This is a genomic window from Nosocomiicoccus sp. HMSC09A07 (genome assembly GCF_001808485.1).
GTDB lineage: Bacteria > Bacillota > Bacilli > Staphylococcales > Salinicoccaceae > Nosocomiicoccus > Nosocomiicoccus ampullae_A.
Genome location: NZ_KV793634.1, coordinates 77617 through 87779 on the forward strand (window position 1 = coordinate 77617; position 10163 = coordinate 87779).

Consider the following 10163-nt stretch of genomic DNA (forward strand, 5'->3'; position numbering starts at 1 on the left):
TAACCATGCCTAAAATTATTGATATTTATGCGCGTGAAGTATTAGATTCAAGAGGTAATCCAACAGTTGAAGTTGAAGTATTAACAGAAAGTGGTGCATTTGGACGTGCAATCGTTCCGTCTGGTGCATCAACAGGTGAACATGAAGCAGTTGAATTACGCGACGGTGATGATCGTTATTTAGGTAAAGGTGTACAACAAGCAGTAGAAAACGTAAATGATATTATCGCTCCAGAAATTATCGAAGGCGAATTTTCAGTACTTGAGCAAGTATCATTAGATAAAGTACTCATCGCATTAGATGGTACAAAAAATAAAGCAAAACTCGGTGCGAACGCAATATTAGGTGTGTCAATGGCAACAGCACACGCTGCAGCAAACTACTTAGGCCAACCACTATACAAATATCTAGGTGGATTTAACGCAACAGAACTTCCAGTACCGATGATGAACATCATCAACGGCGGAGAACATGCTGACAACAACGTCGATATTCAAGAGTTTATGATCATGCCAGTTGGTGCGAAAACATTTAAAAAAGCATTACAAATGGGTACGGAAGTATTCCACGAGTTAAAGAAAGTGTTACAAGATAAAGGTCTTCAAACAGCAGTTGGTGACGAAGGTGGATTTGCACCGAACTTAGACTCAAACGAAGAAGCACTTGAAACGTTAATCACTGCAATTAAAGGTGCAGGATTTACTCCAGGTGAAGATATCGTACTTGCGATGGACGTTGCATCGAGTGAGTTTTACAATGCAGAAACAAAAACTTACGAATTAAAAGGTGAAGGTAAATCATTCACAGCTTCAGAACTTGTGGATTGGTACGTTCAGTTATGCGATAAGTATCCGATCATTTCAATTGAAGACGGGTTAGATGAAAACGACTGGGACGGGCATAAAGAGTTAACAGAAAAACTCGGCTCTAAAGTTCAACTTGTCGGGGATGACCTATTCGTTACGAACACTGAAAAACTTGAAAAAGGTATCGAAGAAGGCGTCGGTAACTCTATTTTAATTAAAGTAAACCAAATCGGTACGTTAACTGAAACATTCGAAGCTATCGAAATGGCAGCACGTGCAGGATACACATCAGTGATTTCACACCGTTCAGGTGAAACAGAAGATACGACAATCGCTGACATCGCTGTAGCGGTAAACGCAGGTCAAATTAAAACTGGTGCACCGTCACGTACAGACCGCGTTGCGAAATACAATCAGTTACTAAGAATCGAAGACGAATTATATGAAACTGCGATTTACAAAGGTAAGAATGCGTTCTTTAACTTACGCTAATTATGTAGTTGATTACAATATCAATTACTGATATAATATGTAACGATATAGCAAGTAGGGGGAACACGCGATGTATACAGCTTTAATCGTATTACTGATCATTGTGTGCATTTCACTTATCGCGGTCGTTTTACTCCAGTCAGGTAAGAGTGCTGGACTATCAGGAGCAATAAGTGGTGGTGCAGAACAGCTCTTTGGTAAACAAAAAGCAAGAGGTATGGATTTAATATTACACAGAACGACAGTTGTTTTATCTGTCATGTTCTTTTTAATAATGATTCTATTAACATATGTCAGTTAATACTACACGCCGGGGTGTTTAATCACCTCGGCGTTTTATTGTTTTCGTCGTTCTTTATCTTCTAATATATATCTCGTACAATAGATGTAAGGAGTGGTACGAATGAAAGTAAGAATGCCTGGAAATTTTGCGTTTAGTGAAGGTACAAAAGACTATGCGGTACTTTTACTTCATGGATTTACAGGAAATACGTCAGACGTGCGACAACTCGGGAGATTTTTAGAAAAAAATGAAGTTCCGAGCTACGCATTTAATTATGAAGGGCATACTGAAAGTCCAGAAAATATATTAAAATCGTCTCCATATGTGTGGTATAAACAAGCAATTGATAAGTATGACGAGTTAAAAGAATCGTATGACAAAGTATTTGTCGTTGGTCTATCGATTGGTGGCGTGCTTGCGTTAAAGTTATCGATGGACCGAGACGTTGAAGCGGTAGCGACGATTTGTTCGCCGATGACGCTAAAAACGGAAAGTGAATTACTTAATAACTTTAAAATATACGCTGAGATGTTTAAAAAACGTTTTGAACATAAAGAAGACGGGCAAATTAAAAGAGAGTTAGAAAGTTACACCGATGCATCGATTTTTACAGATATTAAGAAGATTATAGGAAGTACGAGAGATCGACTCGGAGAAGTGACAGAACCAATATTTGTCGCTCAGGGTAAACTCGATGATGTGATCGATATAAATAGTGCTGAAATAATTATCGATGAAGTCGGCAGTGACGATAAAGAAGTAAAATACTATGAAAACTCTGGTCACGTTTTAACGATTGACAAAGACAAAGAAGAATTATTTGAAGATTATTACGCGTTTTTAAACCGTAATTTATAGGAGGACTTATTCATGAGAGATTTTAAAGACGAAGTGTTAGAAATAATTGATCGTGATACGTATACACCGATGACAACTGAAGCGTTTGAAAGTGAACTGGATATTCACGACGCAGAAGATTTTAAAGCACTCATTAAAGCTTTAGTCTCTCTTGAACAGTCGGACATTATACGTCGCACAAAGAAAAATAAGTACGTCAAAGTTGTGACGTCAAAAGTCGTTAAAGGTACGTTATCTATGCATAAGCGTGGATTCGCATTTTTACGCCCTGACGAAGAAGGAATAGATGATATATTTATTCCGCCAAATGAAATTAACGGCGCATTAGACGGAGACACTGTACTGTGTACGATAGAGGAGTCGATGCGTGGTGAGAGTCATGAAGGTCGCGTTGTAAAAATTATCGAGCATAACGTGACAAAACTCGTCGGTAAATATGAAGGGTCAAAAGGATTCGGATTCGTCGTACCGGATTCCCTTACGTATAATACGGATATTTTTATCCCAAGTGGGCAAAATTTAGGAGCAGTTTCCGGTCATAAAGTGCTCGTTGAAATTACGAAATTCCCTAAAAATAACACCGATAACCCGGAAGGTCATATCACAAAAATTCTCGGACATGAAAATGATCCGGGTGTCGATATTTTATCTATCGTATATAGTCACGGTATTGATATCGACTTTAGTGATGACGTACTTGAACAAGTCGAAAACATTCCAGACCACGTACTCGAAGAGGAAAAGAAAGGTCGCGTCGATTTAACGAAGCAAATGACGATTACAATCGACGGAGAAGACGCAAAAGATTTAGACGATGCGATTTCTGTCGAAAAGTTAAGTAACGGAAACTACGAGTTAACAGTAAGTATTGCGGACGCATCACATTACGTAAAAGAAGGGACACCACTCGATAAAGAAGCGTATAACCGAGCGACGAGTGTCTATTTAGTCGACCGAGTGATACCGATGTTGCCGCATAAATTATCAAATGGTATATGCTCGTTAAATGAAGGTGTCGAGCGACTTGCGATGACGTGTCAGATGGAAATTGATATGAATGGAACAGTCGTAAATCATCGTATTTTTGAAAGTGTCATTCAATCGGACAAACGTACGACATACACAGCAGTTAACAAAATATTAGAAGAAAACGATGAAGCGACAAAAATCTCACATGGTGAAATTACAGATATGATTATCCATGCGGGTGAACTCGCTAAAATATTACGCCGTAAACGCGATAAACGTGGAGCGTTAGACTTTGATTTTAACGAAGCACAAATTATCGTTCAACGCGACGGCACGCCTGAAGATATCGTTTTACGTAACCGCGGAAAAGGTGAGAAGTTAATCGAAGAATTCATGCTCGTATCGAACGAGACGATCGCTGAGAACTTCCACTGGCTCGATTTACCGTTTATTTACCGTATTCACGAAGATCCAAAAGAAGATAAACTTCGTCAATTCTTCGAAATACTAACGAGCTTTGGTATTTTCGTGAAAGGTAAAGGGAATAAAATTCACCCAAACGCGTTACAAGAAATTTTAGATGAGGTGAAAGATACCCCTGAAGATACAGTCATTTCGATGATGATGTTACGTTCGATGCAACAAGCGAAGTATTCATATCAATCACTCGGACATTTCGGGTTATCGACTGAATTCTATACGCACTACACAGCACCGATTCGTAGATATCCGGATTTAATGGTACACAGACTGATTCGTACGTATTTAATCGAAAAAGATACGAGCCCACAAACAATTCAAAAATTTAAAGAAAAATTACCAGAAATTGCGTCGCATTCATCTGAACGTGAACGCCGTGCAGTAGATGCTGAACGCGATACGAACGACCTCAAAAAAGCAGAATATATGCAGCAGCATATCGGAGAACGCTTTGAAGGGGTAATATCAGGGGTTATGAACTTCGGTATGTTCGTTGAACTACCAAATACAGTCGAAGGACTCGTTCATATGAACAACTTAGGCGATGACTATTATAATTATAACGAGCGTATGATGGCGCTAATCGGTGAACGTACAGGCAAAATATTTAGAATGGGCGATAAAGTAGAAATCGAAGTTGAAAACGTTAATATAGCAGAGCGTTTAATCGATTTTACAGTCGTCGGAATAACACCGCGTAAAAAAGTAAAAGAAGAACAAAAAGACAAGCAAAAACCGAAATATATCGATTCAAATGGTCGTAAAAAAGATAAAGTAAGAGACCAAACGAAAAAACCGAAAGGCAAAAAGCCGTTCTATAAAAGTGCACCGAAAAGAAGTAGAAAAAGGAAGTAAATGATATGAAGAAACATCACGGAAAAGTACTCGCTCAAAACAGAAAAGCAAGTCATGATTATATTATTGAGGATACGATTGAAGCGGGAATCGTATTAAAAGGGACTGAAATCAAATCGATTCGTAAGGGATCTGTTAGTTTACAAGACGCATTTTGCCGTGATTTTAAAGGTGAAATGTTCGTCTATAACATGCACGTCGCCCCTTACGAAGAAGGAAATAGATTTAACCACGACCCGTTAAGACAACGAAAGTTACTGCTCCATAAAGCACAGATCGACCGACTGATCGGTTACTTGCATAATCCAGGACATGCTTTAATACCACTTAGACTCTATATTAAAAACGGAGTATGTAAAGTACTGATTGGATACGCAAAAGGTAAAAAGAAATACGATAAGCGTCACGACTTAAAACAAAAGCAAATGAAACGTGACATCGACCGTGCGCTAAAAGAGAGAAACCAGTAAGTTGAAAAAAGAAAGCGAATAATGATATAATAATTATTACGCAAATAAACGGGGACGTTCTGGATTCGACAGGGGTTATTGAGCACTTTAAGCGTGTCGGAGGTTTCGACTTCGTCATCAACGATACTCAGTTATAATAACTGGCAAAAATAACAATCTCGTAGCTGCATAATTTCAGCTACATCGTCTCGTACGTTTTCTTGTGACCTACTGAGACGATTCAACTTTAGCAAGATATACTAGAAGTCTTCCGTCTGCAGACTTCTAGAAGAACTTAATCAGACTAGCATGAATTGTGGAACGTTCTCTTCCGGCGTTCATGCGAAACTTTAATTGAGAACTACACACGTAGAAAGAAGTGTAGCAAGATCCTTGGACGCGGGTTCGACTCCCGCCGTCTCCATATATTTTTACATCAATGAGATTACTTCACGAATAGTAGGTTAATCTCATTTTTTATTTTAAAAAAGATTGACGTTTAATTCGCATAAAAGTATAATTAGTAATATCAATTTTATAAATATATTATGATAAAGAAAGTAGGAATAAACTTGAAAAATAAATTATTAGTATCATTCCTAACACTCGCAGCAACTTCGATATTAATAGCGTCACCAATTATTGCGGCAGTACACCAAAGTGCTGAATCTGAGGCGAAAGTTACCTTTACTGCACCAGAAGATACTCCAGAAATTTTAGACCCTGAAACTTTAGAACCACAAACTCCTGAAGATGGTGATGTAACAAATAATAAAGGACCATTATCATTAGACTTTGTATCTAATATCGACTTTGGTTCTCATGAGATTCCGGTATCAGCCGAAACGTATGAAGCTGTTACAGAGAAACCATTCATTCAAGTTACAGACCGCCGTGGTACTGGACAAGGATGGAGTGTAAGTGCACAAGCTTCTAACTTTGAACAAAATGGTCAAAATACTTTAAATGATTCAACAATCACATTTTCAAATGGTGAAAGTGCATCTCCATTAGAAGGCTTAGAAGCACCAGTAGTTCAACAAAATATTGTATTAACAACAGGTGGAGATAGTGCTCCAGTTGTTGAAGCAGCAGGCCGTGGTGAAAATGAAAGTATTTCTAATGCTCAAGGTTTAGGTACATGGGTTATTAGATGGCTAAAAGGTGAAGGTAACGATACAAATGAAAAAGTTAAATTATCGGTACCACAAGGGCAAGCTTCAGCAGGGGAACATACTTCAACAATTACATGGACTCTATATGACGGACCAGGTAATAACTAATTTTAAACGTATATAATTTATAACCCTGAACATGCACGTTCAGGGTTTTTCTTTAGGAGAATAGTGTATGAAAAGAATTAAATTATTATTAATTTCTGTATTTGTTTTATTTAATTTAATCCCAACTACTGTATACGCAAATGAAGAAGTACCTTACTCATTACGAGCAATTCCTTCTGAAAATCAAGTCGATGAATTAAACACTTATTTTGATCTCGCTGTAGAAAAGAATAAAACAGAGAACTTACAAGTTGAAGTCTTTAATAACTCAGATAAAAAAATTATAGTTGAAGTAAGCGCGAACACTGGTGCTACTAATAGTAACGGATTATTAATTTATGACGGTTCTATCGACGAATTTGATGACTCTTTAAAACATAACTTTACAGATATGACAGATGTTTTAACACCTACTTTAGAAATAGAACCACATGATAGTAAAACGGCAGAAATTTCTGTTGCAATGCCAGACGAAGACTTTGAAGGAACTATTCTTGGTGGAATTCGATTTTTATTAAAGGATGATTCAGAAGAAAAAGGTGAAGGTGTTCAAATTAAAAACAACTATGCGTATGAAATTGCGGTAGTGTTAAATGATAAAAATAACGACAAAGATTTAAAAGAAAAAATTGAATTGAACGATGTACGTGCTGGATTAATTAGCGGTAGGACAGGTTTACATGTTAACTTTAGTAATAAATCTCCTATTTTAATGACGGGTACACAAATTAAAGGTGCTGTTTATAAAAAAGGTAACGACGAACCTTTATATGAAAGACAAGAAGACAACTTCTCAATCGCACCAAATGCATTATTTAATTATCCGATTTCTTTTGAAAATCAAAAATTACAAGTAGGCGACTATGTATTTAAAGGTACAATTAAAACGAAAGATAATGAATTTAAATTTGAAAAAGATTTTATAATCACAAAAGATGAAGCTGAAGAAGCAAATGAGGAAGCTGTAGAATTAGAGAAAACAGACTGGAAAATATTTGCACTAATTGGATCAGCCATTGTAATTTTAGGATTACTAATTGCACTAATATTTATGATGTTAAAACGTAAAAAATGATAGGAGGCGAATAATGGTGCAGAAATTTTTAAATATTATTATATGTATACTATTACTTGCCCCAACTTCCATCATAAATGCAGAAGAAACTGATGCAAATTCATGTAATGTGAACTATTCGTTAAACGTAAAAGAGAAAACTATCATTGAGGGTAACGGAAACGAAGGACAAGAAGTCGAACTGTATGTTAACGATAATTTAATAGGAAAAACAACAGTTGATAATAATAGTAAATATGAATTTCAATTAATTGACGAACTTATTGAACAAGACAATGTTAAAGTAGTCAGTGAAGACAATACAATTAATTTAACGTTTAAAGAAGATAGTGAAAATAAAAAATATTTTGAAGATACTTATCAGTGTAAAAAAGAAAAGGAAGGAGTACCTTTTGAAGCGGAAGAGTCGACTACTGAGGAATCAGAAGAAAAGGAATCATCAGAGGAGAAACCTGAAAAAGAAAACGATGAAAAAGAGGAAGCAACTAAAGAATCCTCAGATGAAGAAAAGAAAGAAAAATCTAAAGTATCAACAAGATCCATCCAAGATAAAAATGTTCCTTCTGAAGAATTATGTAAAGGTGTAAATGAATATAACCAACAAAATGGACGTTTAATAGGGAATGTAATCCCCAAAAAAGTGACAGGAAAAATCCAATGCGTTTCAAATTCTAATGAATTTGAAAATGCTGTTACAGATAGTAATGTTGAAGTCATTGTTTTAAAAAATGATATTAGTGGTGTTGGAAGTAGATATTTTAGTTCAAATTATGGCCAAAAAATTTTAGAAGGTAATGGCTATTCTTTAACTATGAGTAATAACGGTCGTTTATATAATAATAAAACTAATATTAATGATATCGTTGTAAAGAACTTTTCTAAACTATCTACGACTAACAGTCACCGAAATGAAGGGTTATTTAGAGCAAGTGAAATTAGTAACTTAAGATTAATGAATATTGAGTTTAGTGGGGGACATATTGGTGCAAGTTGGGAAAGTCTAATGCATATATATGGAAACGTAACATTAAATACTAATGCTGATTATGCAGCTTACTACAGATTTTATGAAATACATGATGGTGCTAATTTTACCGTAAACGCAGAGAATAACGGTCTTCATTCAAGAAATAACTCTAAAGGAAGTTTTGAATTAAATGGTATACGATTAGGAAACGATGCAGATGCCATTATTACTGCGTCTGGATCAGCATTATACTCTGGTGGTGATTATCAAAAATATGTAGAAGCTGGTTCGAATAGTACATTACAATTAACTTCACATAATAAGAATGCAGTTGAATTTATTGATTCAAAAGATTTTTTTATAACTGCTCATCAAGATGGAGAAATCATTTTAAAGAGTGCGGATAGTCCATTTAAATCAGCTGGAGTTGGGACTGTAACTATTGATGATTATGGGAAGTTAATTATGGAGAAGACTGGACAAAATAATGCGCCAGTTTTTGATACTAGAAATAGCATTACAATTAATATTTACTATCCAAACTCTGTAGATTTTATCAATCATAATGGTCCGATATTTTACTCTAATAATGCTAATAAGGACTTTAATATTAAGCACAGTAGTATAGAGGGCTATAGAAATAACATAGATAAACCCGACTATAAAACACCAGCACTTAACGGAGATTTCTCGATGAGAGGAAATATAACAAATGCCAGTTCTTCAATTACAAAAGTTGTCCCTGATTTTAATGAATCATTCAAGTCATCAAACATGAGAATGAGATTTTCAGGAAGTATTGAAGCACCACTTAAAGTAAACGAACCTGTGAATGATGAAAGTACAGAAATTACAGGTGATGGCCATCCAAATAGTAAAATTAAAATGCTTAATACACGAACGAAAAAAGTTTATGAGACGACAAGTGATAGTAATGGTAAATTTACGTTTAAAAATATACCTATTGGAGACCTTCAAGCTGATGGTAAGTTAGTGTTCTCAACGATTGTCGATAAGTATGAAGTTAAAGGTGCAGAAATAATTGTTCAAGGAACAATTATTGAATTGTTACCAGTAAAAAATCTATTATTTGAAAATACGATCATAGATAATACTGAAGAAAAGATTATTCATAGAACTGAACCTACACAGGAAGTTAATGTTCGTAGTACAAAAAAAGGTGGTTTCTCCGTGAATGTGTATAGTAAGTCTCCACTTACACATACCAATGGAAAAGATCAATTAGAAAATTCTCTATACTTTGTTAGGAATGGAGAGTTTAATCTAATCGAAGGTGAAAATAATCGTCAAATTATTGGTAATAAAGAAAATGCTGAAAAATCAGGAGACAATTATAAATTTACCTTTGGTAAAGATGAAGGCATTCTGATTCGAACGAATCCAGTTAAAGCAACGATTGGTGAATATAAAGCGACACTAGTCTGGACTTTAACAGATGGACCTTAAAGTATAGATTAAGAAGGAAAGGTATTAAAATGGTTATAAACTAAATAAACGATAAACGATATATTTAACGTTTGAAATAAAGAGGCATTCGGAGAATAATGTTAGGATTTATAGATTATTCTTTAAATAACAAGATAGCCTCCTAACACGTAGAAAGAAGTGTAGCAAGATCCTTGGAC

The 10163-nt window shown here is 35.5% G+C and carries 8 protein-coding genes and 1 other RNA gene; all 9 read left to right on the plus strand.

Annotated elements, in window-relative coordinates:
* The first annotated feature begins 5 nt into the window (after positions 1-5).
* The 9 genes from eno (at position 6) to HMPREF3177_RS04730 (ending at position 9984) form a co-directional block, all read left to right on the plus strand.
* Entirely contained in the window at positions 6-1298 is a 1293-nt protein-coding gene (eno, locus tag HMPREF3177_RS04690) for a phosphopyruvate hydratase (RefSeq protein ID WP_070457330.1), read from the plus strand.
* A 70-nt stretch (positions 1299-1368) separates the two neighbouring features.
* The gene (gene secG, locus HMPREF3177_RS04695; RefSeq protein ID WP_040929433.1) at positions 1369-1599 is read left to right on the plus strand and encodes a preprotein translocase subunit SecG; all 231 of its coding nucleotides are present in this window, start codon (positions 1369-1371) and stop codon (positions 1597-1599) included.
* Positions 1600-1701: 102 nt separating this feature from the next.
* A complete protein-coding gene (locus tag HMPREF3177_RS04700; RefSeq protein ID WP_068129931.1) occupies positions 1702-2439 on the plus strand; it encodes an alpha/beta hydrolase in 738 nt (245 codons plus the stop codon).
* A gap of 12 nt (positions 2440-2451) precedes the next feature.
* Complete coding sequence (gene rnr / locus HMPREF3177_RS04705) at positions 2452-4743, plus strand: ribonuclease R (RefSeq protein ID WP_070457332.1); 2292 nt, start codon at positions 2452-2454, stop codon at positions 4741-4743.
* 5 nt (positions 4744-4748) lie between these two features.
* The gene (gene smpB / locus HMPREF3177_RS04710; protein ID WP_068129936.1) at positions 4749-5213 is read left to right on the plus strand and encodes an SsrA-binding protein SmpB; all 465 of its coding nucleotides are present in this window, start codon (positions 4749-4751) and stop codon (positions 5211-5213) included.
* Between the two features lie 50 nt (positions 5214-5263).
* Positions 5264-5619, plus strand: a transfer-messenger RNA (tmRNA) gene (gene ssrA / locus HMPREF3177_RS04715).
* Positions 5620-5764: 145 nt separating this feature from the next.
* Complete coding sequence (locus HMPREF3177_RS04720; RefSeq protein WP_070457334.1) at positions 5765-6475, plus strand: WxL domain-containing protein; 711 nt, start codon at positions 5765-5767, stop codon at positions 6473-6475.
* A 67-nt stretch (positions 6476-6542) separates the two neighbouring features.
* Positions 6543-7550: a WxLIP family cell surface protein gene (locus HMPREF3177_RS04725; RefSeq protein ID WP_070457336.1), complete on the plus strand. Its 1008-nt coding sequence runs from the start codon at positions 6543-6545 to the stop codon at positions 7548-7550.
* 13 nt (positions 7551-7563) lie between these two features.
* Entirely contained in the window at positions 7564-9984 is a 2421-nt protein-coding gene (locus HMPREF3177_RS04730) for a carboxypeptidase-like regulatory domain-containing protein (protein ID WP_070457338.1), read from the plus strand.
* Positions 9985-10163 lie beyond the last annotated feature (179 nt).